Below are 23,142 nucleotides of genomic sequence, written 5' to 3'. Positions count from 1 at the left end.
GTCGGCAGGAGCCGTTCACACCGGCAATTCGAACGTGAACAAGGCCCCTTTGGGCTGATGGTTTCCGGCGTGAATCTGGCCGTCGTGATCGGTCACAATCCGCCGCACGATCGCCAGTCCCAGCCCGGTCCCCGTTTTCTTCCGGGAAAAATAGGGCACGAACAATTTCTCTTGATCCTCCGGCGCGATACCCGTCCCTTCATCCGCCACCGTGACGACCGCGCGACGCTGTTTCGTGTCATACCGGGTCGTGATCCACAGATGTCCCTTGTGGTTCATCGCGTGGATCCCGTTATCGCACAGATTGACGAGGACACGCTTGATCTGTTCCCGATCGAAATTGAAGAGCGGCAGATCCGGATCGAGCGTCACCACGCATTCCACTTCGCGATGCGCGCTGTCATACAGCGCCACCACTTCTTTCACCACATCATCCAGCGAGTTCACCGTCATGTGCGGGGCCGGCATCCGCGCAAACTTCGAGAACTCGTCCAGCATTTGTTTGAGGCTGCCGACTTCGTTGATGATGACTTGCGTGGACTCGTCGCAGATGCGATCGAAATCCGGAGCCTTATCCTGGAACTTTTTTCGCAGCCGTTGCGCCGAGAGCTGAATAGGCGTCAACGGATTTTTGATCTCATGAGCGATCCGTTGCGCGACCTCTCGCCAGGCCGCTGCCTTCTGTGCCTTGATCAATTCTGAGAGGTCTTCGAAAATCAGCACGAACCCGAGGTCCTTGTTCGACTCATCCTTCATGCGGGAGCAATGCACCCCGATGGTCAGAAACCGCCCCTGCAAATCCAACTGTCCTTCGAGCGCAATATTGTCTCGCTGATCGACCAGCATCCGATCGTAGACGGACTGGAACAGATCCAGTTTGTATTCCTTGAACACCTCGTTGGCGGACCGGCCCCGAAACCGATCGGCCCACAATCCCAGCATACGCTCCGCAGAGGGATTGAAGGTGGTAATGATCCCCTGCCGGTCGATGGAGAGCAGTCCCGCGGCGATCGTATCCACCACCGTTTCAATGTAAGCGCGTCGACGATCCAGCTCGAGGTTGGATTGCCGAAGCGAGACGTTCGCTTCTTCCACCTTCGTTTTGCTGCTCTGCAGATCGGCGGTCATGCGATTGAAGGATTCGACCAGGGTGCCGATCTCATCCGTCGCCTTGGCTTCGATGCGCACGGACAAATCCCCTTGAGCGATCGCCTCCGTCGCCTCGGCCAACCGTTGAATCGGCACGGTAATGCCACGCGCCACATAAAACCCGAACCAGGTCGCACTGAACAGAATCATGACCGTGATGACCGCCACCAGCAGATACGCGCCTGCCTTGATGGGGTTCTTCATCGCCTTCATCTGTTTGTATTCGGTATATTGACGCCCGATGCTCTCCATCTTGCCGAGCAACGACTCCGGCACATAGGCATCGACCACCACCACCCCGTCGATTTCCCCACGGCGGATGCTGGAGGCGATCGGGACACCGGCCCTCACGAGCCGTCCCGTCTGTGCTTCCTGGACGGACGTGAGTTCCTGCTTGCCGTTGATCACCTGTAGCACCAGTTGGCCGATCGGCAGATCGAGCACCGCCACCGGCACCTCTGGATCCAGCGACTTGGTCAACGTTTCCATCTTCGAGGAAAACACCTCGATCCCGGCCGTGGCATATTCCGCGCGCTTCCGGGCGATCGCCGCAACCAGCAAATCCCGCTGCTCGGGCAAGAGCAACTCCTCGCGAAAAATCTCGTGGCTGATGGCGCGTGCGCTGTTGATCGCCAGGGACACATGACCGGCATGGTGCATACGCGCCACCTCGTAAGAATCCTTCATCACGTGCTCGATCTGGTCGTTGAACCAGACATCGACCGCCTTGTTGACCAGGCCGCTGGCCACCAGGGCCAGGAGCACGGTGGGAATCAGGGAAAAGCCGATGAAGGCGGCGACCAACTTCGCGCGGAACCCCGACCCAACGAGCCGATGTCGCCGTTCGAAATAGGCTTTGATGAGATTGCGCGAGAGGAGCAGCGTCAGGACGACGAAGCCGATCAAGTCGAGATTGACCAGCAGCAGCACGAAGGCATACCCGGTGCTGGGGAGAAAGGAATCCGACTCCTCCCCGACCGGCACCGCCATTTGAGCGTAGTAAAAGGTGAGGGCGAGACAGGGCAGGAGCAGGATCAGGACGATCCACACGGGCCGAACATGACGCTTCCGCCGCTCGCTCTCGATGGAGGCAGGCGTCGACGGCTCTTTCTCCCGTAGCACCCCCGGGGGGATGAGCTTCGTCATATCCGTCGATTCAGGCATTCTCGATACTCCGACTCACGCCCGGCCCATTCGATCCTGCCTCACTATAACCAATTCCAGGTGGAGTCTCAAAAGAGGGCGCGCGGAACCCGACCCTCGCTTCATCGAGCATAACGGCCGGGAGCAGGAGCATTGCAGGACACAGTATCACCCGAAGGAAGGACCGACACCGCAAAGCAGGACGGCTCGCTGAAGCAACTCACGGGGCTACGGGGTGTGAAGCGTCGATTTCCCGGAGGTCAAACTGACGAATTTCATCCTCAAGGCATAGAGCATGTCTTTCATCACGACCTGCTCGTCCGGAGTGAGGTTGCCCTTCGTTTTTTCTTCCAACATGGACAGTAGATCGATGATTTCTTTGGCTTGAGGAAGGTTCAGCGGCATGGCTGGCTGCTGAGGATCGAGTTGCTCCCCCATCAGCATCAGAGCCGAACTCCCCATGGAGATGACGAAGGAGGAAAAGTTGACCGGCAAATGTCCTGCATGCGTATGAGAATCGGCATCATGGTCATGATGAGGTGCGGAGGCCGAGGGCTCTGCTGCCGGAGGCGTAGCCGCCTGAGCCGGTGGAGGGACATCTTCACCCCGTCCTCGACGATCGCGGATGACGAATCCTTGCTCCTTGTCATCACCCATAAAAAACCTCCGATCAACTAATGGAAAATGCAGGGCTGTACCCTACCACAGGGCCTGAAGAGGCGCAAGACGAGAGGCCCCGTTGAAGGTGCTGAAAAACTCAGTTAGAGTGGCGCGACGGAGGGGATCGCATGTCAGCACGTTTCGATAATGTCGTGGCCATCATGGCCAGGCTTCGGGCGCCGGGCGGTTGCCCCTGGGATCGCAAGCAGACCCACGAATCCCTCAAGCCCTACCTGATCGAAGAAACCTATGAAGCCCTCGACACCATCGACCGGCAGGATTTCGCCAAGCTGAAGGAGGAACTGGGCGACGTCCTGTTGCAGGTGTTGTTTCACAGCCAGATCGGCACTGAAGCGGGCACCTTCACCATCGACGACGTCTTGGAACAGTTGAGCGACAAGCTCGTACGCCGCCATCCTCACGTGTTCGGTGACGGGGCGAACGGTCAGTCCTCACTCAATTCCGACCAGGTCGTCCATCGGTGGGAAGATATCAAACGGGCCGAACGCAAGAATGCCGGCAAACCGGATTCGGTCCTGCATGACATTCCGCAAGCGCTCCCGGCCCTACTTCGCGCCTACCAGGCGCAGGTTCGCGCCGCGCGGGTTGGGTTCGACTGGCCGGACAGCCCGCAGGGCCTGGCGGCCGTGCTCGGCAAAGTGGAAGAAGAAATCGGGGAACTCAAGCACGCGATCACCGACGCGGCTGCGCAGCCCTCCGCTGCCGAACCCAAGCCGGAGCCCACCCCGGAAATGGCCGCGGAATTGGGCGACCTGCTGTTTTCCCTGGTCAACGTCGCCCGGCACATCAAAGTGAATCCGGAAGAGTCGCTGCGTCTCGCCACGAACCGGTTCACCGCACGATTCCAATTCATCGAGCGCGAGGCGGCTCGAAGCGGACGGAGCGTCAACGACCTCTCCACGGTGGAAATGGATCATTACTGGGAAGCCGCGAAGCGGGGGGAATCCACCACACCCGCAGAATCCGTCTCTCCCCTCTCGCCCGCGACGGAGCCGACCAGGACTCATCCATGAGCACAGAACAGGATCCATACGAAGAAGGCAAACGAGCCGGACTTCATCCGCTCATCGTCCTGTTCGGAGCCATCCTGGTGATGTGGCTACTGATCAACCTGGCCGTTCCCAGCGGCAAACAAAAGCAGGCCGCCGGTCCGGAGATTTCGCAGGTGACGACCGAAGATCCGGATGCGGCCCCGGTCATGTATAAAGTCCAGACGACGTTGACGGAATTTAATGCCGTCAGTATCGTGGTGCCGGCGCAGGCCACCACCAGTCAGGTGGTGGGTCTCCTCAAACAATTCAAGCAGGCCCGGCTGGCTCAGAGCCTCCCCTCCATGCTGCCGGCCACCAGCCCCGGACACAAACTCGGGGACCAGGCCGTGGCCGATCTGTACATTTTTTCCGACCCCAAATATGCGACTCCGGAGGCGGTCGGCACCCTGGCCCGCGGCGCCCACGCGCCGGGTAACCTCTACCCGCAAGCCATCCCTTTCGAGGAAGCGATGGAACACGTCCTTGGGCACTATCGCATCGACTTGAACGACACCAGCAATCCCGACACCGGATCGCTGGGATTCGCCGACGATTCCGGAGTCCATAGCAAACAATATCGACGCATTTTTTGAGCCGCTGCCGCGAAACTCCAGGCCCAGACTGCCTTCGCTATCCCCAGGTCCGCATGCAGCGAGCATAATCTTCTTAAGGGTTTTCATCCCATACAGCATCTAGTGGTCCGGATAGAGACCACCCCAATGCCTAAAACTTGTGCAGGCCGCTGAAGGGCCGTTCTACTGAGGGACTTGGGCGAGGAGGCGGCTGATATTCACACGCTTATCCACAGATTCTGTGCGTTAGAGAATGGCCGACAGAGTGCCTCGCGCGAGTACCGAGCCGTGCACCGGCCGGGTGCGAGAATGGCCAGGGAATGCCATGAGAGGCTGGTTTCGGAGTAACGGATGGCATCTTGGACGAGCAGTGGACTGAAGGTCACAGAGGGCGCAATCATCAGACGGCCGGAGGACTGGCTACCAGGCCGACCAGGTTCTTGATCTCTGCCCGCAAGGTATCCTGCTCCGCCTGAACCCAGGCCTCCAGTTGCGGAAAGTAATGGGCGAGCGAACCGGTAAAGGGAGCCACCAACACATCACCGCGTTCTTTTAACCACCCTTCGGCATCGGCGATCCGAACCTTCTGGTCACCGATCTTGCGGGACAGAAATTTATTCAGCATCAGCTGTTGCCCGGGGCTCCCGGTGATCGTGCCCAGCAACTTCTCCTTCACATAGTCCAACTCCTCCGCCTGGGCAATCTTGACCCGAACGGCATGGGTCGCCGCCCAGGTCGCCCGCTGGATCGAATAGTCATAGGACAAGACCGGCTCCCGCGGCTCACGAAAGGGGCCGGTCACATCGGAGATCACCAACTGGTTGTTCAGCATCTGGGTATTCCTTCTTTTCCCGTTTCCACCATCATTATTGACACCTCACATCGGCGCAGTTTGCAGATACTGCAGCATCTTTGCCGCCGTATCAGCGCCGTCCCGTATACAATCGGGAAGGCCCACACCACGATACCCTGCGCCGGTGACGGCCAGGCCGCCGAATCGCGAGAGTGCCGCCTCCAGTTGCGCAAGCCGATCGAGGTGCCCGAGAGTATATTGAGGCATGGCCCGATTCCAGCGATTCACCTCGGCATAATGCGGTGTCGCCTGCAGGCCCACAAGGGAAGCTAATTCCTCGCGCACACACCGGACCAGGGCCTCATCGTCCCGCTGCAAAATGGCTTCTCGCCCGACCCCGCCGAGGTAACATCGCACCGACACATCCTCCGGCGGTGCACGATGGGGCCACTTGAGGGAAGTCCAGGTCGCGGCAATCAAATCACGGCCCTCGATTCGTGGAACCACGAAACCGAAACCTTGGAGCCGGTTCCCCACTGCTTCGGCAGGATAGATGAGAGAGATCGTGGCTGTCGAGGCATAGGGAATCATGTCCATCAAGCCGGCCGCCATCGGCGTCAACGGCCGAACGAGTTCAGCGCTGACATAAGCCGGCGTCGCCAAGACCAGCGCTTCCGCCGAAAGCGCCGTCCCGTCGGTGCAAATCACATCGTACATCCAGCGACCGGCCTGGTGCGAGCGCACCCGCAACGCCTCCGCTTGAACGCCGGCTTTCAGCACCCCGCCGGCCTGCTGGATCTGCGCCGTCAGCCCAGCCACCAGATCGGCCAGGCCGTTTTTCAACGTTACAAACATCGTGTGTCGGGGGCCTCCTCCGGACACCTTCTGTGCCCGTGCACGCCGGGCCGCCATCATGCCGCGAATTACACTGCCATGCGCCTGCTCCAGCTCGTAGAAGCGAGGGAATGTCGCCCGCAGGCTCATCTGTTCCGCATCGCCCGCATAGATGCCGGCCATCAGCGGCTCCATGACCCGTTCGCATGCATGACGACCGAACCGGCGACGGAAAAACGACGCCAGCGATTCGTCGTCAGTGGACCGACGCGGCGGAATCAGCACATCGCAGCCCATACGGGCAAGATCGACCCAGGACAACAATCCGCTGCGAAAAAACGGCCCCAGCTGAGTCGGCGTGAATGTCACGAGCCCTTCCGGCAGCTCGTGCAACTGCCCGCCCCTCAAGACACTCGCTTTCTTCTCAACCGGATTGGTGTTGATCAGTTGATCGGCGAGCCCGAGACGCCGACAGAGCTCCATCCCCCAGGGCTTTTGCGAGAGGAACGAGTCGGGCCCCGCTTCCATGACCAACTGCCCGACCCGATGCGTGAGAATTTTTCCGCCCCACACCGGTGCCGCGTCGAGGATGGTACAGGTGAGGGCGAGATCGGCCGCGGCCGCCTGCTCCTGGAGAGCAAACGCCGTAGAGAGGCCTGAGATGCCTCCGCCGATGATGACAACTGACCGTGGAGTGCGCGCCACTGGTGGTGCCGCTAATAGGGAGTGGAACAATGCTGCGACGCTATCTGAACAATTCGAGCGTCAGGATAATCGACGAATGATTCCCACAGGATGTTCAAAAAGGTCCTGCAGCGCGGCCGCAGCAAGCGACGAGGTGAGTCGTACGTGGCTGGGTACGTCGAACCTCGGAGCGATGCGAGAACAAAGCTGCAGGCCTTTTTCAACATCCGCCTAATGAACCAGCGAGGACTCGTGTGCCTCCACCACCGACATCAGAATGTCGATCAATGGAGCCGAGGCGTTCAACATGGGAATACGTTCCAGCTGGACCCCCTTGCTCAAAGCCAACTGCTTCAGTTCAATATCGATATCGAAGAGGGTTTCCACATGGTCGCAGATAAAGCCGATCGGCGCCACCAGGACATGGCGATGGCCTTCCTGCGCCAATTCCGCCAACATCTCTTCGACCGATGGACCGAGCCACTTCTCCCCGGAACGTCCCTGACTTTGATACGCAAACCGCGTCGGCTGACTTCCGAGTTGTTCACAGACCGTCCGGGCGGTTCCTTGCACTTCCTCGGGATACGGATCCTTCATGGCCACCACGCGCTCCGGCAAACTGTGGGCGGTGAACAGGACCGGCACGTGCGCTCGCACCTCGGCGGGAAATTTCCCCAACGTCCGGCGAATATTCTCGACGATGGCGGCGATCAGCAGTGGGTGGCGATGCCAACTCGTCACGAAGCTGATCGGGGTCTCGCTGGCAAGCTCTGCCCTCGCCTCCTCGACCGTTTTCATATAAGCGCCGATGCTGAGCGAAGAATATTGCGGGGCCATGCACAACCCGATGATGCGGTCCGGCAAGGCCTCGAGCAATTCCGCGTAGGTTTCCTTGATGAACGGATGCCAGTGCCGCAACCCTACGTAGCAGCGATACGGCACGTCTCCCGACGCATTCAGCCGCAGTTCTAACGCCCGTGCCACCTCGCGCGTGATATCGAGCACCGGAGATTTCCCGCCGGTCGCACGATAACGCTCGCGGATTTCCTCCACCAGTTCAGGAGAAGTCGGCCGTCCGCCTCGAACATCCTGAAGATACGGCTCGACATTCTCCAGGCAATCAGGGCCACCCATAGCCATCAGCAAGACGGCAACCGGTTGTGGCGTCACAGACATGCTCATCGCGTGCTCAGCTTATGCACCAGATCGATCGTGGCAGCGACATTCTCCACGGGAGTATTGGGAAGAATCCCATGGCCCAGATTGAAAATGTGGCCCGGACGCCCTGCGGCCCGGCGGAGAATGTCTGTCACGCGGCGCTCGATCTCGGACATCGGCCCGAACAACGTCACCGGATCGAGATTCCCCTGTACGGCCCGATCGTAGCCCACCATGGCCCAGGCCTCGTCGATCGGGATGCGCCAATCGATGCCGATTACGTCGCCACCTGCCTGACGCATCGCCTTGAGAATGGCCGTGGTGCCCGTGCCGAAATGGATCAATGGGACGCCTTCATGCTTGAGTCCCTCAAAAATCAGCTGCACATGCGGCATGACGTATTCGTCATAGTCTCCGGCCGACAGACACCCGACCCAGCTATCGAACAGTTGCACAGCCTGAGCACCGGCCTTGATCTGACGACGAAGGTAGCCCGTAATCACGCGCGCGAATTTATCCATCAAGCGATGCCAGATTTCCGGCTCGCGATACATCATCTGCTTCGTATGGATATAGTTTCTGGAACTTCCGCCCTCAATCGCATAACTGGCCAGCGTAAAGGGCGCCCCGGCAAAGCCGATCAGGGGCACACGGCCCGCCAGCATCTTGCGGGTCAGACTGATCGCGTCCATCACGTACTGCAATCCGGTGTCATCGATGACCTTGAGGCGGTCTACCGCGGCCCGATCCCGCACAGGATTGTGAATGATCGGCCCCTCGCCCTCCGCGAACTCCAGGGAGAGTCCCATCGGCTCAAGCGGAAGCAGGATATCGGCAAAAATAATGGCGGCATCGAGCGCAAACCGGTCGATCGGCTGCAGTGTGACCTGCGCCGCTAATTCCGGCGTCTTGCAGAGCTCGAGAATGGAATGCTTTTCTCGTAACCGGCGGTATTCAATCATGTAACGGCCTGCCTGGCGCATGAACCAGACCGGCGTGCAATCAACCGGTTCGCGCCGGCACGCTTTCAAAAATCGATCATTCATAATGGGGCACATTTTAGAGGGGCGGTCCGAACAGAGTCAAACAATCTTGCGCCGAACCGGCTCCTCGCCTGAGATCATTCGGACACCGGAAGGGCGGCGGTTCCGATTCTGCCGCTCATTCGACGAAAAAACATGACAGTCATACGGAAAAATTCTCAGGACATTTCTCCGTGAATCTGTGTATAATGATCGCACGTGTCTTTGAGCCTGAGTATCCTCACTCACTGATCGACACAATCCAGAGCATTCAGCGGCCTGCCTAGTCGCATCACTCGCAAGCGCCGCGATGAGTTAGTCACGCTAGTGGAACCGCGGCGCGACCCCTCGATAACGCATCCTAGATTCGCATAACTGTGGAGGTGGCATGAGTAGTGATCTGCAACCACTCACCTTACCCGAAAACGGTGAGCTTTCCAAAACCAATGTGCAGCCAGGCGAACAACCGGCGAACGATGGACCGTGGATCACCATCATACGCTGGTTTGACTCGTGGGCGGGTATTGAAAAAATGCAAACGGATACCGCCCCACCGACGGTCGACTGGTTGCGGGCCATCCCGCTCATCATCGTGCACCTGCTCTGCCTGGGCGTGTTCATCGTTGGATGGAGTTGGGTCGCCGTAGGGGTCGCAGCGGGGTTCTACTTCATCCGCATGTTCGCCATCACGGGATGGTACCACCGCTATTTCTCGCACCGTACTTTCAAGACCTCCCGGGCCTGTCAGTTCGCCTTTGCCCTGCTCGGGGCGTCCTGCGCGCAACGCGGCCCGCTCTGGTGGGGCGGTCACCATCGACACCACCACATTTACTCAGACAAACCGGAAGACACGCATTCGGTGCGCCAGGGTGGATTCCTCTGGGCCCACATCGGCTGGATCAGTTCCAAAAAGTTTTTCCCGCCGCGTTTGAAGAGCATCGGCGATTTCGCCAAGTTTCCGGAACTGGTCTTCCTGGATCGATTCGATACCCTCGTCCCCACCATTTGCGGCTTCGGGATGTTCGGCTTGGGCAAGTTCCTGGAAGCCTATGCCCCGAGCCTCGGCACGAATGGCCCGCAGATGCTCATTTGGGGGTTCTTCGTGTCCACCGTCGCGCTGCTCCATGGCACCTGCACGATTAACTCGCTGTCCCATGTGTATGGCTCCCAGCGCTACAAGACGGGAGACGACAGCAAGAACAACTTCATCCTTGCCATGATTACCCTCGGCGAAGGCTGGCACAATAACCACCACTACTATGCCGCCTCAACCCGCCAGGGATTCTATTGGTGGGAAATCGACATCACGTACTACATGCTGAGGGGCCTGCAAGCGCTGGGGCTGATCTGGGATATTCGGGAAGTGCCCGCACACGTGCGGGAAGGGAAGAATAAACTCGCCTGACCGAGACCGGGGGCGGCCGTTCACGGCCCGCCCCCTTCGTTCGAATCTACACCCATTCCGATTCATCTGCCGATGCCGCCTTACGCCCGTACTGCGGCGCCAGGCGATCTCGAATCTCCGTACTGACAGGGTCGATCGCCGCCACTTCTTCTTCCGCCGCAACCCAGGCATCCTCCGGCACCAGTTCGATACGATAGTGATTCTTCCGCATAGAAAACCACTCGATATACGGGTGCGGAACCAGATGCGGATGCGGATCGAAGGAGATAAGACTCGCGTCGCCGATTTGGGGAATCTCGACTTCCCCCAGCACCTGCCCTGCGAGATCCTCATCGACAAACCGGCTGTTCTTGAACCGGATCACCTTCCCGGCGATTTCTCCCCGACAATCACCGACCAGATAGAAATCGACCGCGCCCAACACTGCAAACGTCATGCGCCCGACGACGGTACCGGGCCGACGGTTGTCGAGAAAGCCCTCTTGCACCCAACGATTGTTACCGAACTTCTGAGCCACTTCACCCTCCTTCTGAACGCGCCGCCATCGAGTCCGGCTGTGACGGGGATGACTCACCTGTCACCCACGAGCCGAGCAGAACGCCGCCGAGAATCATCGCACTGCCGAACCATCCCTGCGCATCCAGCTGTTCACCCAGGAAATACCACGCCAGCCAAGCTGCCACGGCCGGTTCCGCGGCAAACAACAAGGCGACTTGCTGCGCAGGCAGAAGCCGCTGCGCCCACATCTGGACCGCAAACGCCCCGGTCGCCAGAATACCGGTGACCACAAGTCCGATGGCCAGGACGCGGCTCGGCTCAAACATCGCGAGAGTCGGCTGTTCCCACCACATCGCCCCCGACATGGCCACGGTCATCAGCAACAATTGCCATACGAACAACGAGACCGGATCCGCCACACGGGTATACCGTTCCAGACATACCATATGGGCGGCAAACGCAGCCGCACTCCCCAGCGTCAGCAGATCCCCAAGATTGGCGGAGGCCGTCGGCTTGACCAGCAGCCAGAGGCCGGCCAAGGCGATCGCATTGGAAACCCAGGTGTGAAGCCCCAAGCGGAATAGATACAACGGCACAAATACCACGTACAGCACTGTGATAAAGGCCGAGTTCGAGGCCGTCGTGAAGCGAAGCCCCACGGTCTGCAACACATACCCGATGAACAACCAGGCGGTCGCAATCAGGCTGGCCCGCATCATAGAGGTGTCACGAATCAGAGGGCGACGCAGAAACAGCAACACCGCAAACACAACGATCATGCCGAGGAGAAATCGCAGGAATAGAAACGAGAGCGGAGAGATTTGTTCGAGCGCTGCCTTGGTGGCTGGAAACGTCGCCCCCCACACAAACGTCGTGAGGAGCAGCGCGAATTGAGGCATGGCAAACAAAAGTCACGAACGACGAAGGAAGTCGGTGGGACAGGAGGACGCGTCTCCTACCATCCCGCCGTCATCATTCAACATTCGTGATTCATCATTCCCGGCGTCATGGTTTGCACAACGCGCATTTACGTTCTTCGCTGGTGCCCGCCTGTTCCATCGCAGCGAGCGCCCGCTCCTTGTCGGGGTAGTCGAACCATCCCCCTTGCCAGTAGTCGCTGCTCGACACACCGGATGGGACTTCGGAGCAACGGTCCCGATGGAGCGTCACACGATCGATCGCCCGTGCAATATGAAGCCAATACACCATAATACCCCGTCCAATTTTTACGTCATAACCGTCACGGCTCAACCTACCACGTGCCTCGACAAGAGAGCAATGCGCAGCAGACACCGAGCCGAGACGAGTCTCGTGACGGCGAGGAACATTCGATTATGGGATGAAACCGGGAGGTCGCGCTAGGGCAGGAGCTGCCACTCGTCCTTCTCGATCACGGTCTTGACGCCGGTTTCCAGCTTCTTGACATCTTTCTCTTCGAAAAGACGCATGTAGCGTTCAATCCGGTCCGGATCGTCGATACGCTCTTCCTGCATCACACCACCGCTACCTTTGTACTTCCGAATTAACAGGGGCATTTCAACCGATCCTCCAATTGTGTCTCGCGTTTCGGCACAAAGTTTCGGTACAATAGTGCAAAGCTACGCACAGGGTCAAGCGTTTCCAACAGGAGAATCGCTTTATCCAGCCTTGCCCATCAGGGCGGGGCCAGAAGGCGCCATCCAAGGAGTCGGCCATGCCGGTCTACGAATATCGCTGCGAACAATGTACCCATCAGTTCGAGGCCACCCAGTCCGTCCATGCACGACCGGAAGACACCGTCTGTCCCCAGTGCAACAAGGTCGGCGCCACCAGAATGCTCTCGGCGTTTGCCTCCAAGGTCAAAGGCTCCCACAAGCCCGGATTCGAAGAGATCAGAGCCTATGACATGTTAAACGAGCGTATGGATCGGTTTTCCAAACTGCCGCCCGCCATGGGTAAGCGCGTGGATGTCACGCCGGACATGATGTCAGGCGCCGGAGCCGCGGCTCCTCCTGAAGGCACCGACGCATAGGTAGAGCCCTGACGCCGGGCGGAACTCCCGCCCTGTGGCATCGCTGTGAGACAGAGCCGTCCAGCGGCTCAAGACTGAGAGGAGACCGGTTCAGCATGCACACCCGTATCAGCGGATTTGTCTGTGCCGCTCTTCTCTGTCTCACGGGCCTCCCGGCTTCAGCCGAGGTGGCCGGATCAATGGTCATCGCCGGCCACGGGCCCGAACAGCGGGTCATCGAATCGCTGGCCCATGCGTTTGAAAAAGCCAATCCCCGCGCCTACATCGACGTCGTCTGGGACGACAATTCGAAGCCGCTCGATCTGGTGAAGACCAAACAGGCCAAAATTGCGGTGACCGGAACCGCGGAGGACGGCCTGCGCTCGTTCCAGATCGCCTGGGACGGCATCGCCATCATGGTGCACCGGTCGAACTTCACCAAAGAGGTCACCAAACAGGAAGTCGCTGAGCTCTTTTCCGGAAAGTACAAAGTATGGGCCGATCTCGGCGGACCGGATACGAAGGTCCTGCTGATCGACCGGCCGCGCAATGAAAATAATCGCGACGCCTTCGAGCAACAGCTCGGCATCGCCGGCAAAATTCCCGAGGGCGCAAAGGTCATCGCCAAAGACGAAAAAGTGATCAAGACAATCGCCGGCACCCTCCCGCCCCACTCGGCCGTCGCCTTTGTATCTCTCGGCCAGGCCCTGGAGGCAGTGGCATCCGGTGTGCCCGTGAAGCTGCTGCCGGTCGATAAGATCGAACCGGAAACGCCCACCGTCAAGGATGGCCGGTACACCCTGCGCCGCCCGGTCCTATTGCTGTCGCACAATGAGCCGGATCCGCTCGTTGAGGCCTTCGAACAATTTGCCCTGTCGGAGGACGGACAAAAAATCATCAGCGAATCTTATACACCGCTCCCGAAGACATCATCTCCATAAGAGGAGGCTTTTATGCGCACTATTGTCACCTGCATGCTCGGATGCACCCTTGTGCTCGGAACCACGTTCGTTGCCGTCCCCGCTGGGCATGCCCAGGAAGGAGCGATGGTCGAGGGCGCCGGGTATACGATGTTCAATACCGAGTCGATCAAGGGATCGGACACCTCCAAACTGGAAAGCGACCCGGTCTGTGACCGTTCCAAACGTCCTTCCATTGCGAAAGTTGAACCGGATGAAGCGAAACCCGGTGAAAAAATCACCATCAAGGGTGAAAATTTCGGGAGCAAGGAATGCTTCCATGGCGTGACCTTCAGCGCCGCCTCCAAGGAAAAGATCGACTACCGTTTCGTGAACGAGACGACGATCGAGGCCGTGGTGCCGGAGGCGAAAGCCGGCATGTCCTTTATCATCGTGGTGGCCGGCGGAGGCAGCGCCCAGTCGAAGCCGCTCCTCATTCAACCCAAGTAAGCGACTCGTCAGGCAGGAGGTACGTCACCTCCTGCCCGTTCCGCCCCTCCCACAGTCCACCCTTTCGTCCTGGTTCGTCTCGACAACTCTCTAGACCCTATGCTAGGTTACGCGATCTTTTTGGAGGCGGATCAGAGGTGAGCTACGGCTCCAAGCCTCTCGCAATCCCAACATGTTTCGGAAGATCCTTATTGCCAACCGTGGCGAAATCGCCATGCGCATCATCCGTGGCTGTCGTGAGCTCAATATCGCGACGGCGGCGATCTACTCTGAAGCCGACTCTTCCGGGATCTACGTCAAAAAAGCCGACGAGTCCTATCTCGTAGGCCCGGGACCCGTCAAAGGCTTCCTGGACGGGAAGCAGATCGTGGAAATCGCCAAGCGCATCGGCGCCGACGCGATCCATCCCGGATACGGATTCCTCTCTGAAAACACGAAATTCGCCAGGCTCTGCCAAACCTCCGGCATTACCTTCATCGGTCCGTCTCCCGAGACGATCGACCTCATGGGCAGCAAGGTCAAGGCTCGCCAGATCGCTCAGCAGGCAGGCCTCCCGATCGTCCCTGGAACCGAAGGCGGCGTCACCAGCGTCGAGGAAGCACTGGAGTTCACCAACCGCATCGGCTATCCGGTCATGATCAAGGCCAGCGCCGGCGGCGGGGGACGCGGACTTCGAGTCGTTCGTTCCGACCAGGAATTGCGCGAGAATATGGAAGTCGCGGCAAGAGAAGCGCTGGCGGCCTTCGGCGACGGCAGTATCTTCATCGAGAAGTACATCGAGCGGCCGCACCATATCGAGTTTCAAATCCTGGGCGACAAACACGGCAACATCATCCACCTGGGCGAGCGGGATTGTTCCATCCAGCGCCGGCATCAGAAACTGATCGAAATCGCCCCGTCATTGATCCTGACGCCCAAACTGCGCGCCCAAATGGGCGAGGCCGCCATTGCCATCGCGAAAGCGGTGCACTACGACAATGCCGGCACCGTCGAGTTTCTCCTCGACCATGAGGGTCATTTCTATTTCATGGAAATGAATCCCCGCCTCCAGGTGGAACATACCGTCACGGAACAGATCACGGCCATCGACATCGTCCGGAATCAAATTTCCATTGCGGCGGGGAAGCCGTTGGAGATCCGGCAAAAGGACGTGACCCTGCAGGGCCATGCGATTCAGTGCCGCATCAATGCCGAAGACCCCCGCAACAACTTCATGCCCTGCACGGGCACCATCACCGCCTATCTGTCACCCGGCGGGATCGGGGTCCGCATCGATGGCGCGGTCTATCGCGATTACACGATTCCTCCCTACTACGATGCGTTGCTGGCGAAACTCACCGTCCGCGGACGCACCTGGGAAGAGGCCGTGAGCCGCATGCGGCGTTCCCTTGAAGAGTATGTGCTGCGCGGGGTGAAAACGACCATTCCGTTCATGAAGAACGTGATGATGGAGCAGGATTTTCAAGCCGGACGATTCGATACGTCCTACCTGGAAACCCATCCGGACCTGTATCAATACGAAGAATCCGAGGAGCCTGAGGACCTGGTGCTGGCCATCTCCGCAGCGATCGCCGCGTACGAAGGACTCTGATCTCCCCAGCCACTCGGCAACAACACCTCAACCCTGTTACTCGAGCGGATTCGCCGCCGAAGGCCGCCAGTATGGCAACGAAAAAGACTAAAAAAACCGCCCCGAAGAAAAGCCCCGCGAAGAAGACCGTGCCTGCAAAACCCAGCCGGCCCGCTGCCTCACGCGCCGTCCGGATTCCGCAGCCGGCGAGCTCCGAGTTCCGGGTGACCCCGGCGCCGGGGAAAAAGCTGTTGATGACCGAAGTCGCCTTGCGAGACGGACATCAATGCCTGCTCGCGACCAGGATGCGCACCGAAGACATGTTGCCCATCGCCCAAAAACTGGACGCCGTGGGATTCTGGTCGTTGGAAGTCTGGGGCGGCGCCACCTTCGATACCTGCCTCCGGTTCCTCAAAGAAGATCCGTGGGAGCGCCTGCGCGCCCTCCGCGCGGCGATGCCGAAGACGAAGCTGCAAATGTTGTTGCGCGGCCAGAACCTGGTCGGGTATCGCCACTATGCCGACGACGTGCTGGAGAAGTTTATCGAGCGCTCGGCGTTTAACGGCATCGATGTCTTCCGCATCTTCGACGCCCTCAACGACGTCCGCAATCTGGAGCGGGCCATCCGTGAAGTCAAAGCCTGCGAAAAGCATGTGGAAGCGGCCATCTCCTACACCACCAGCCCGGTCCACCGGCTGGATGGATTCGTCACGATGGGCAAACGGTTGGAAGACCTGGGCGCCGATACCATCTGTATCAAGGACATGGCCGGCCTGTTGGCGCCTGCCGATGCCTACCGTCTGGTCAAGAGCCTCAAAGCGGCGGTTCGCGTGCCCATCCACCTGCACTCCCACTATACGTCCGGCATGGGAACCATGTCGGCGCTGATGGCGGTCATGGCGGGACTCGATCTCCTGGACACTTCCATTTCTCCGCTTGCCGGAGGCGCCTCGCATCCCCCCACCGAGTCCATGGTAGCTGCGTTGCGGGGCACCCCTTATGACAGCGGACTGGACCTGGAGGATCTGCAACCCATTGCGGAGCATTTCCGGAACGTGCGCCGGAAGTACCGGCAGTTTGAAAGCGACTTCACCGGCGTGGATGCCGAGATTCTGACATCCCAAATCCCCGGCGGCATGCTATCCAATCTCGCCGCCCAGTTGGCAGAACAAAACGCGCTGGATCGAATGAAGGAAGTGATGGACGAAATTCCCCGTGTCCGCAAAGACATGGGTTATCCGCCGCTCGTCACACCGACCAGCCAGATCGTCGGCACGCAGGCCACCCTCAACGTGCTCACGGGTGAACAGGGCGAGCGATATAAAGTCATCACCACAGAAACCAAGAATTATTTCCTCGGCCTCTACGGTCGGGCTCCCGGCCCGGTCGATAAGGAAATCATGGCAAGGGCCATCGGGGACGAAGAACCGGTCAAAGGCCGGCCCGCGGATCGCCTGGAATCGGAATTCGAAAAACTCAAGAAAGACATGCCCGAGTCCGCCACGACCCTGGAGGACCAGTTGTCCTTCGCCCTCTTTCCTGCGATTGCGAGGGATTTCTTCGAAGCGCGCGAACGCGGCGAACTCCGACCCGAGCCGCTGGAACCGACCGAAACCAAGGGTCCTGCCGTGGCCCACGACCTCCACCTCGCGCCGGCTGAATTCAACATCACCGTGCACGGCGAGAATTATCATGTCGTGGTCTCGGGCTCAGGCCGCACCACCGACGGCCGCAAGCCCTACTACATACGGGTCAACGACCGGCTGCAGGAAGTCTCACTGGAACCTTTGCAGGAAGTGCTGGCCGGTGTGCCAGAATCCCCCGGAGCCGGCAGCACGAGCAAGCCGAAACGGCCCCGGCCGGCCAAACCCGGCGATGTCGCCCCGCCCATGCCCGGTCGTGTCGTGAAAGTCCTGGTGACGGAAGGCGCGCAGGTGAAGACCGGCGACCCGCTTCTGATCATTGAGGCCATGAAGATGGAAAGCCAAGTTCCGGCGCCGATGGACGGACGAGTCGCGGCGATTCTGGTGGTCGAAGGCGACAACGTCAAAATCGACGAAACCGTCATTCAACTGGAGTAGCCGTGAGGCTCCCGGCGTGGCAGGTCCGGTGTACCGCCGTCGCGTCGTCACACGTCCTAACCTTCTGTCTCGCAGCGGTCCTCATGAGCGGTTGTGCGACGCCTCCAGAGATTCCCCGCTGGTTCGACGGCTTCCAACGATTTCCCATCCGCACCGCCTCGGTCAACAGCCACCGCATCGCCTATCTCGACGAAGGCCAGGGCCCGCCGCTCATCCTGCTCCACGGGTACGGCGGTTCGATGTGGCAGTGGGAATATCAACAGATCCCCCTCGCCCGCCGATTCCGCGTCATCACGCCAGACCTGATCGGGTCAGGCCTCTCGGACAAACCTCCACTCGACTACCGGCCTGAAGAGTTGATCGAATCGATCCGCGGCCTCATGGATGCGCTCGGGCTTCCGACCGCCACCTTGATCGGCAACTCCATGGGCGGCGGTGTGGCTATCGGTATGGCCCTGACCCATCCCGATCGGGTGTCGCACCTGGTATTGATCGACAGTTTGCCCGATCATGTTCGCGAACGACTGGCCAGCCCGCTGATGCAACGCGCCCTGAACACCAGCATCCCCGCATGGCTGGCCCGCTTCGGAGCCCTGTTCGTCGGGAATCGCACCATGGAGGCCGTGCTGAAAGAAATCATTTTCGACCACAGGCTGGTGACCGCGGCGGTGCTGGACCGCTCCAACCGGAACCGTCAACGCGAGGATATGATTACGCCCCTCATGTCGCTCCGTGATAGCCTGCCCCTGTGGGAACAGCACTTTGCGCCCAGACTCAAGGACATCCGCCATTCCACCCTGATTCTCTGGGGCGAACAGGATCGCCTCTTTCCCCCGCAAGTCGGCCGCGATCTCCAGGCCACGATTCCGCAGGCCCGGCTCATCATCATTCCCGATGCCGGCCATATCCCGCAGTGGGAACAACCGGAGGTGGTGAACCGGCACATTACGGAATTCCTGCAACCTTGACAGCTCAACGAACCGGCCATACAGTGACAGAGCCCACTGAGACGACAGTCCTCTTCGATGGAGATATTCTATGGCATCGACCCATACCCGCATGATCCCCGGCGCTTCGACGTCCCACTTTCTAACGGCCCTTCTGTGCCTGCTTTTCAGCGGCTGCGGAACCTTGCCCAGCCCCGGCCATTCTGATTTTTCATACAAGAATATGTCGGTGGCCGACGGCAGCGCCGCCGCCGGAGAAGGCAACAACGTCCTGTTTCAGGGCAAGCCGTTGATGCTCTCGGGGATGGGCATCAAAGTCGGCGACAAGCTGCGCGACGTGAAGCTCACCCAGACCGATTTATCGATGGTGCCGATCAACGACACGAAAGGGAAGGGCAAGGTCCGTATTATCAGTATCGTGCCGTCCCTCGACACCAAGGTCTGCGAACAACAGACCCACTACCTGAGCGAGAAGAACATGGGTCTCGATCGAATGGTCGAACTGATCACCATCAGCATCGACACCCCCTTTGCGCAGAAACGTTTCGCCGAGGAAGCGAAGATCACGAATGTGACGTTCCTCTCTGATTTCCGCGCCGCCGATTTCGGCAAGGCCCATGGACTTCTGCTCAAAGACCCCCATCTGCTCAGTCGCGCGCTGCTCGTCGTGGACAAGGACAACAAGGTTCGATATCTCCAAATCACCCCCGAACTCGCACAGCTGCCGGACCTTGAAGAGGCATTCCGATTCGCGCGCAAACTGGTCACGGCCAGCTGAGGACAGCATCCACCGTGAAGCGTCCTTCGTGCCTCGTGAGCGAAGAGAAGAGCGTATGGCGAATGGCTCATAGCACGGAAGGATAGGGCCTATTCTCTATGGGCGCTAGGCTCTGTTTCACGGCGAGAGACGCTTCACGTTTCACGACTCGTAAGAACGGTTGCGTCCGACGAGGACATCGCCTGTCACAAGAGAGGTGAAATGGCGCACTACGATCTGCTGGTCATCGGAACCGGCCCGGCAGGGCAGAAAGCCGCCATCCAGGCGGCCAAGCTGGGGAAAAAAGTCGGCATCGTCGAACGCAAACGAGTCGTCGGCGGCGTCTGCACCAACACCGGCACCATCCCCAGCAAATCGCTCCGCGAGGCCGCACTCTATCTGTCGGGTTTCCACCAGCGCAGCCTGTATGGCGCCAGTTATCGCGTCAAACAGGACATCACGATGGAAGATCTCACCTTCCGCGCCAACCACGTCATCAACCGGGAAATCGAGATCATCCAGAACCAGATGACGCGCAACAATGTCGACCTCTGGTTCGGCACCGCCGGCTTCGTCGATCCGCACCGCCTGCGCATCGAACGATCCGACGACCTCGTGGAGCACACGGCCGACTTCGTGGTCATCGCCTGCGGGACTGTCCCCGCCCGGCCCTCGCACATTCCCTTCGACGATCACAGCATCATCGACACCGACGGCCTGCTGACCCTGAAAACACTCCCCAAGTCGATCACCATCATCGGCGGCGGGGTCATCGGCGCGGAATATGCCTCGATCCTGGCGACCATGGGCATTCACGTCACCCTCATCGAACGCCGCCCGCGCCTGCTGGAGTTTGTCGATCAGGAAACGATCGAGGCCCTCCAGTACCACATGCGCAGCATCGGCGTGACCCTGCGGTTCAACGAAGAAGTGGTGTCCGTCGAGCGGCAACCGCAGGAGCAGGTCATCGTCCGACTGAAAAGCGGCAAGGAAATCGCCGCAACCACGGTGCTGTATTCAGTCGGCCGCACCGGCGCCAGCGCCACCCTCAACCTCGAAGCGATCGGACTGGTCGCGGACGACCGTGGACGCCTGACAGTCAATGAGCACTATCAGACGACCGTACCGCACATCTATGCGGCGGGCGACATCATCGGCTTTCCCGCGCTCGCCTCAACGTCCATGCAGCAAGGACGCCATGCCGCCTGCCATGCCTTCGGCATTCCCTGCCAGACCCAGTCCGAGCTGATGCCATACGGCATCTATTCGATCCCGGAAATTTCCATGGTCGGCCGCAACGAGGATGACTTGACCAAAAACGGCGTCCCCTATGCCGTCGGCATCGCCCGCTACAGAGAGATCGCCCGTGGACAGATCATCGGCGACGAACTTGGCATGCTGAAACTGCTCTTTCACAACAAAACCCGACAACTGCTCGGCGTGCATGCGATCGGCGACGGCGCCACGGAACTCATCCACATCGGCCAGACCGTCATGGCCTATCAGGGCCAGATCGATTATTTCATCGAAGCCGTGTTCAACTACCCGACACTCGCTGAATGTTATCGCGTCGCCGCCCTTGACGGCATCAATCAGTTGCCCAGGCCCTGGCCGCCGAGAGTCTGACGCGTCGTTCGTGAAACGTGAAGCAGACAATGAATGAACCGGCAGGAGTCTGTATCGGGAATTGCTCGCGAGATATGCTTCACGATCGACGAGATACGCGTGACGTCGACAAAGGAGGAACCGGATGTCGTTTTCCAATCATCTTCGCAAATTGGCCCAGCCCGTCTGGGATGCCCAGCTGACGCACCCGTTCGTCGTGGCCCTTGGAAAGGGCACGCTGGCGGAGCGGAAGTTCCGCTACTACATTCTCCAGGATGCCCGCTTTCTCGCGGATCTGGCCCGCGTATTTGCCGCCGGATCTTTGCGGGCGCCCGACTCCGAATCGGCCCTGCGCTTTGCCAAGCTGGCGGAAGAAACCATCACCGTGGAACGCAGCCTCCACGAGAACTACGGCAAGCGCTGGAAACTCTCCCCCCACGATATGCTGAACGAACCGATGGCTCCCACCAACTATGCCTACACGCGCCACATGCTCGCCGTCGCTCAAGGCGGTACGGCCACCGAGATCGCCGTCGTGGCGCTGCCCTGTGCCTGGATCTACTGCGTCGTCGGCAAACACTTCCTCAAGAACGGACCGCCGCCTGCCAAACATCCCTATCGGGATTGGCTGATGCTCTATGCCTCGCCGGAATTCGAGGCCGTCCAGGAATGGATGCGGGCCCGGGTGGATACCTGGGCGCGGACGGCGGGCCACGAGGAAAAGAAACGCATGGAGCAGGCATTTCTGATCAGCTCAAAATATGAGTGGATGTTTTGGGAGATGGCCTGGAACGAGGAGAAGTGGCCGGTGTGAGGGGGCGAGGGTGGGACCTAGCTCTTACGCTCATTAGCACAGCACCGACGGGCGCTCCCAGAGACGACCTTGGCGTCTGAACTTGCTGCGTCTCGCCATGCGACCCGCAGCTTCAAACAGCAGACGCCACCTGCGAGGCAGGGCGGTCTGTCTCAGGGCGCGCACACACATCGCCGATGCTGTGCCATCGCTCAGAGCCAGGCCCCACCCTCGCCAATCACACGTCCGCTTGGGAGGAGATGGTGGGAATAGACGGATAGAGACGGCAGGTCACTCGCCTCTAAACTAAAGCTTCGACAGCGGTGAGTACTGAGCGGGCCGCATCTGATTGGCAGAGTCTGTCGAACGTCATATCGATCGGTATTAATCCACGCACCTCTTCCAAGTTCTATTTTCAGCTTTAACTTTCTTGGGTTCTACTTGCCAAAATCTCATAGCCGTCTAAGATGGGAAACATGCTCCTCTCGATGTGAGATGCTCTGATCAACGGTGGTGCTAACTTATAGTGGAGGGCAATCGTTTATGAAACCGACGCTCGATGCGGCGGTTCTTGGTATTACGCTGATCCTCACATGCTCCTTGTCGGCATGTACGGCTACCCCTGTGAAACCTGGAGGATTTCAAGGCGAGTACAACCAGCCTCTCAAGGTTGTGAAACAAGCCAGCGTGGATGCCATGGCCGTTAATGGCTTTCAGGTTACTCAGAACGAACCCACATACATTGAGGGTCACCGGCCACGGACCTGGGGATTCTTCTGCACTCCTGGGGGAGAGGGAGTGGGCATTTGGTTAGAGGAAATCAGCCCAGCGCATACTCAAGCTCGAATCAGCAGCGAGAAGTCTTCTTTCGGCAGAGCCTGCCAGGAAGAATGGGCTGCACCAATTCTCGCGGAAATGGAAAAGAGTCTGGGTCGAAGAAGGTAGTTTCGGTATGAACCGCCCAGAATTAACAAATAAGACCGACTCGACACTTCTGGCCGTCACGTTCCTCTCGCTCGT

The 23,142-nt window shown here is 59.4% G+C and carries 23 protein-coding genes; 13 read left to right on the top strand and 10 right to left on the bottom strand.

The window, feature by feature from the left end; genetic code table 11:
• Positions 1-15: 15 nt before the first annotated feature.
• Positions 16-2,313: a HAMP domain-containing protein gene (locus tag H8K11_08810; GenBank protein ID MCS6263848.1), complete on the bottom strand. Its 2,298-nt coding sequence runs from the start codon at positions 2,311-2,313 to the stop codon at positions 16-18.
• A 207-nt stretch (positions 2,314-2,520) separates the two neighbouring features.
• Positions 2,521-2,949 (bottom strand): DUF1844 domain-containing protein, encoded by a 429-nt coding sequence (locus H8K11_08805; GenBank protein MCS6263847.1) that lies wholly within the window; start codon positions 2,947-2,949, stop codon positions 2,521-2,523.
• Between the two features lie 131 nt (positions 2,950-3,080).
• Between H8K11_08805 and mazG the strand changes: the two genes are divergently transcribed.
• Positions 3,081-3,986: a nucleoside triphosphate pyrophosphohydrolase gene (mazG, locus tag H8K11_08800; GenBank protein MCS6263846.1), complete on the top strand. Its 906-nt coding sequence runs from the start codon at positions 3,081-3,083 to the stop codon at positions 3,984-3,986.
• The gene (locus tag H8K11_08795) at positions 3,983-4,597 is read left to right on the top strand and encodes a hypothetical protein (protein ID MCS6263845.1); all 615 of its coding nucleotides are present in this window, start codon (positions 3,983-3,985) and stop codon (positions 4,595-4,597) included. Before mazG ends, H8K11_08795 begins: the two co-directional genes overlap by 4 nt.
• 379 nt (positions 4,598-4,976) lie before the next feature.
• Here H8K11_08795 and H8K11_08790 read toward each other — a convergent pair whose 3' ends face one another.
• The 4 genes from H8K11_08790 to hemE form a co-directional block, all read right to left on the bottom strand.
• The gene (locus H8K11_08790) at positions 4,977-5,408 is read right to left on the bottom strand and encodes a hypothetical protein (GenBank protein ID MCS6263844.1); all 432 of its coding nucleotides are present in this window, start codon (positions 5,406-5,408) and stop codon (positions 4,977-4,979) included.
• Positions 5,409-5,453: 45 nt separating this feature from the next.
• A complete protein-coding gene (gene hemG / locus H8K11_08785) occupies positions 5,454-6,908 on the bottom strand; it encodes a protoporphyrinogen oxidase (protein ID MCS6263843.1) in 1,455 nt (484 codons plus the stop codon).
• Between the two features lie 210 nt (positions 6,909-7,118).
• On the bottom strand, positions 7,119-8,069 hold the full coding sequence (locus tag H8K11_08780; GenBank protein ID MCS6263842.1) for a ferrochelatase: 951 nt from the start codon (positions 8,067-8,069) through the stop codon (positions 7,119-7,121).
• Positions 8,066-9,091: a uroporphyrinogen decarboxylase gene (gene hemE / locus H8K11_08775; protein MCS6263841.1), complete on the bottom strand. Its 1,026-nt coding sequence runs from the start codon at positions 9,089-9,091 to the stop codon at positions 8,066-8,068. The genes H8K11_08780 and hemE overlap by 4 nt, the downstream gene beginning before the upstream one ends.
• A gap of 364 nt (positions 9,092-9,455) precedes the next feature.
• Between hemE and H8K11_08770 the strand changes: the two genes are divergently transcribed.
• Complete coding sequence (locus H8K11_08770; GenBank protein ID MCS6263840.1) at positions 9,456-10,472, top strand: acyl-CoA desaturase; 1,017 nt, start codon at positions 9,456-9,458, stop codon at positions 10,470-10,472.
• 46 nt (positions 10,473-10,518) lie between these two features.
• Here H8K11_08770 and H8K11_08765 read toward each other — a convergent pair whose 3' ends face one another.
• The 4 genes from H8K11_08765 to H8K11_08750 all read right to left on the bottom strand — a co-directional run bounded on the left by H8K11_08765 (position 10,519) and on the right by H8K11_08750 (position 12,505).
• Entirely contained in the window at positions 10,519-10,989 is a 471-nt protein-coding gene (locus H8K11_08765; GenBank protein MCS6263839.1) for a hypothetical protein, read from the bottom strand.
• A gap of 1 nt (position 10,990) precedes the next feature.
• Positions 10,991-11,869 carry a DMT family transporter gene (locus tag H8K11_08760; GenBank protein MCS6263838.1) on the bottom strand — a complete coding sequence of 293 codons (879 nt, stop codon included), beginning with the start codon at positions 11,867-11,869 and terminating at the stop codon, positions 10,991-10,993.
• Positions 11,870-11,975: 106 nt separating this feature from the next.
• Positions 11,976-12,179, bottom strand: a complete 204-nt coding sequence (locus H8K11_08755; protein ID MCS6263837.1) for a hypothetical protein — start codon at positions 12,177-12,179, stop codon at positions 11,976-11,978.
• 149 nt (positions 12,180-12,328) lie between these two features.
• Entirely contained in the window at positions 12,329-12,505 is a 177-nt protein-coding gene (locus tag H8K11_08750) for a hypothetical protein (protein MCS6263836.1), read from the bottom strand.
• A gap of 158 nt (positions 12,506-12,663) precedes the next feature.
• Here H8K11_08750 and H8K11_08745 point away from each other — a divergent pair, with 158 nt between their 5' ends.
• From H8K11_08745 to H8K11_08700, 10 genes are all read left to right on the top strand, one after another.
• The gene (locus H8K11_08745) at positions 12,664-12,981 is read left to right on the top strand and encodes a zinc ribbon domain-containing protein (protein ID MCS6263835.1); all 318 of its coding nucleotides are present in this window, start codon (positions 12,664-12,666) and stop codon (positions 12,979-12,981) included.
• A gap of 95 nt (positions 12,982-13,076) precedes the next feature.
• A complete protein-coding gene (locus tag H8K11_08740) occupies positions 13,077-13,901 on the top strand; it encodes a substrate-binding domain-containing protein (GenBank protein ID MCS6263834.1) in 825 nt (274 codons plus the stop codon).
• A gap of 12 nt (positions 13,902-13,913) precedes the next feature.
• Positions 13,914-14,369, top strand: coding sequence for an IPT/TIG domain-containing protein (locus H8K11_08735; GenBank protein MCS6263833.1), 456 nt, complete (start codon positions 13,914-13,916; stop codon positions 14,367-14,369).
• A gap of 172 nt (positions 14,370-14,541) precedes the next feature.
• Positions 14,542-15,960, top strand: a complete 1,419-nt coding sequence (gene accC / locus H8K11_08730) for an acetyl-CoA carboxylase biotin carboxylase subunit (protein ID MCS6263832.1) — start codon at positions 14,542-14,544, stop codon at positions 15,958-15,960.
• A 233-nt stretch (positions 15,961-16,193) separates the two neighbouring features.
• A complete protein-coding gene (oadA, locus tag H8K11_08725) occupies positions 16,194-18,020 on the top strand; it encodes a sodium-extruding oxaloacetate decarboxylase subunit alpha (protein ID MCS6263831.1) in 1,827 nt (608 codons plus the stop codon).
• Positions 18,021-18,103: 83 nt separating this feature from the next.
• Complete coding sequence (locus tag H8K11_08720) at positions 18,104-18,988, top strand: alpha/beta hydrolase (protein MCS6263830.1); 885 nt, start codon at positions 18,104-18,106, stop codon at positions 18,986-18,988.
• Positions 18,989-19,058: 70 nt separating this feature from the next.
• Positions 19,059-19,745: a thiol peroxidase gene (gene tpx, locus H8K11_08715; GenBank protein MCS6263829.1), complete on the top strand. Its 687-nt coding sequence runs from the start codon at positions 19,059-19,061 to the stop codon at positions 19,743-19,745.
• A gap of 201 nt (positions 19,746-19,946) precedes the next feature.
• Positions 19,947-21,350 (top strand): Si-specific NAD(P)(+) transhydrogenase, encoded by a 1,404-nt coding sequence (gene sthA, locus H8K11_08710; protein ID MCS6263828.1) that lies wholly within the window; start codon positions 19,947-19,949, stop codon positions 21,348-21,350.
• A gap of 124 nt (positions 21,351-21,474) precedes the next feature.
• Complete coding sequence (tenA, locus tag H8K11_08705) at positions 21,475-22,143, top strand: thiaminase II (GenBank protein MCS6263827.1); 669 nt, start codon at positions 21,475-21,477, stop codon at positions 22,141-22,143.
• Between the two features lie 522 nt (positions 22,144-22,665).
• The gene (locus H8K11_08700; GenBank protein ID MCS6263826.1) at positions 22,666-23,067 is read left to right on the top strand and encodes a hypothetical protein; all 402 of its coding nucleotides are present in this window, start codon (positions 22,666-22,668) and stop codon (positions 23,065-23,067) included.
• The last annotated feature ends 75 nt before the right edge of the window (positions 23,068-23,142 follow it).

The sequence above is a fragment of the Nitrospira sp. genome, from assembly GCA_024998565.1.
In the GTDB taxonomy this organism is placed as follows: Bacteria; Nitrospirota; Nitrospiria; order Nitrospirales; family Nitrospiraceae; genus Nitrospira_A.
This window is presented reverse-complemented; position numbering and strand designations above follow the sequence as displayed.

Coding starts and splice junctions, on each gene's coding strand:
- accC (MCS6263832.1), top strand. CDS start 14,542: ATGTTTCGGAAGATCCTTATTGCCAACCGTGGCGAAATCGCCATGCGC.
- oadA (MCS6263831.1), top strand. CDS start 16,194: ATGACCGAAGTCGCCTTGCGAGACGGACATCAATGCCTGCTCGCGACC.
- H8K11_08740 (MCS6263834.1), top strand. CDS start 13,077: ATGCACACCCGTATCAGCGGATTTGTCTGTGCCGCTCTTCTCTGTCTC.
- tenA (MCS6263827.1), top strand. CDS start 21,475: ATGTCGTTTTCCAATCATCTTCGCAAATTGGCCCAGCCCGTCTGGGAT.
- H8K11_08795 (MCS6263845.1), top strand. CDS start 3,983: ATGAGCACAGAACAGGATCCATACGAAGAAGGCAAACGAGCCGGACTT.
- sthA (MCS6263828.1), top strand. CDS start 19,947: ATGGCGCACTACGATCTGCTGGTCATCGGAACCGGCCCGGCAGGGCAG.
- H8K11_08700 (MCS6263826.1), top strand. CDS start 22,666: ATGAAACCGACGCTCGATGCGGCGGTTCTTGGTATTACGCTGATCCTC.
- H8K11_08780 (MCS6263842.1), bottom strand. CDS start 8,069: ATGAGCATGTCTGTGACGCCACAACCGGTTGCCGTCTTGCTGATGGCT.
- H8K11_08755 (MCS6263837.1), bottom strand. CDS start 12,179: ATGGTGTATTGGCTTCATATTGCACGGGCGATCGATCGTGTGACGCTC.
- H8K11_08760 (MCS6263838.1), bottom strand. CDS start 11,869: ATGCCTCAATTCGCGCTGCTCCTCACGACGTTTGTGTGGGGGGCGACG.
- H8K11_08810 (MCS6263848.1), bottom strand. CDS start 2,313: ATGCCTGAATCGACGGATATGACGAAGCTCATCCCCCCGGGGGTGCTA.
- H8K11_08770 (MCS6263840.1), top strand. CDS start 9,456: ATGAGTAGTGATCTGCAACCACTCACCTTACCCGAAAACGGTGAGCTT.
- H8K11_08735 (MCS6263833.1), top strand. CDS start 13,914: ATGCGCACTATTGTCACCTGCATGCTCGGATGCACCCTTGTGCTCGGA.
- mazG (MCS6263846.1), top strand. CDS start 3,081: ATGTCAGCACGTTTCGATAATGTCGTGGCCATCATGGCCAGGCTTCGG.
- H8K11_08750 (MCS6263836.1), bottom strand. CDS start 12,505: ATGCCCCTGTTAATTCGGAAGTACAAAGGTAGCGGTGGTGTGATGCAG.
- tpx (MCS6263829.1), top strand. CDS start 19,059: ATGGCATCGACCCATACCCGCATGATCCCCGGCGCTTCGACGTCCCAC.
- H8K11_08790 (MCS6263844.1), bottom strand. CDS start 5,408: ATGCTGAACAACCAGTTGGTGATCTCCGATGTGACCGGCCCCTTTCGT.
- H8K11_08720 (MCS6263830.1), top strand. CDS start 18,104: ATGAGCGGTTGTGCGACGCCTCCAGAGATTCCCCGCTGGTTCGACGGC.
- H8K11_08745 (MCS6263835.1), top strand. CDS start 12,664: ATGCCGGTCTACGAATATCGCTGCGAACAATGTACCCATCAGTTCGAG.
- hemE (MCS6263841.1), bottom strand. CDS start 9,091: ATGAATGATCGATTTTTGAAAGCGTGCCGGCGCGAACCGGTTGATTGC.
- H8K11_08805 (MCS6263847.1), bottom strand. CDS start 2,949: ATGGGTGATGACAAGGAGCAAGGATTCGTCATCCGCGATCGTCGAGGA.